The organism is Stenotrophomonas sp. P5_B8 (assembly GCF_054049855.1).
The window spans coordinates 1-906 of the sequence record NZ_JBFULO010000771.1 but is presented as its reverse complement, the minus strand read 5'-3'; the positions used below and the strand labels follow the sequence as shown (position 1 = coordinate 906).

General features: G+C 66.4%; 1 protein-coding gene. It reads right to left on the bottom strand.

Features of this window, described 5'->3' with window-relative positions; translation table 11 throughout:
* Positions 1 to 69 precede the first annotated feature (69 nt).
* On the bottom strand, positions 70 to 906 hold an 837-nt coding region (locus tag ACXJKH_RS21355; protein WP_457322379.1), incomplete at its 5' end, for an argininosuccinate synthase.

The following is a 906-nucleotide window of genomic DNA, read 5'->3' as shown; positions in this document are numbered from 1 at the left end:
GCGGCCGGCACTACCCCTCCATCGGCTTTGCGAGGCGCCGGCCAGTGGCCGGCACCCCGGTGAATCGGCTTAGCGGTTTACCTGCGCGTACAAGGTCGAGCTCATGCCGAACAGCTTGATGAAGCCTTCCGCCTCTTCCACGCCCCAATCGGCCGACTGCGCATAGGTGGCGCCCTTGGTGTTGAGCAGGTGCGGCGACTTCACCGCCACCGCATCGACGCGCCCGCCACGGGTTTCCAGCACCACTTCGCCGTTGACCTTGGTCTGCGAGGACTTCAGGAACGCCTCGATGTCGGTCTTGAGCGGGTCGTGGTAGAAGCCTTCGTACACCAGCTCCACCCACTTGCGCGCCACGTCCGGCTTGAAGCGGTTCTGCTGCTTGGTCAGCACCGCGTCTTCCAGCGCGCGGTGCGCGGCCAGCAACGAGACCAGGCCCGGGGCTTCGAACACGATGCGGCCCTTCAGGCCGATCACGGTGTCGCCGGTGTACACGCCACGGCCGACGCCGTACGGGGCGAACAGCTTGTTGAGCTTGACCAGGATCTGCTCACCCGGCAGTGCCTTGCCGTCCAGCTCGACCGCCTCGCCTTCGACGAACTTCAGCTTGACGGTCAGCGGCTCGATCGGCCACGCGCTGCGCGGCGCGCACCAGCCACGGGCACCTTCGCCCGGCGCTTCCCAACGGTCGATCTCGCCACCGGACATGGTCAGGCCCAGCAGGTTCTCGTTGATGGTGTAGGCCTGCTGCTTGGCGCGCACGCCGAAGCCGCGCTCTTCCAGGTACTTCTGCTCGTAGGCGCGGGTCTGGGTGTGCTCTTTCTGGATCTCGCGGATCGGGGCGACGATCTGATAGTCGCCCAGTGCCTTCACGGCCAGGTCGAAGCGGACCTGGTCGTTGCCCATGCC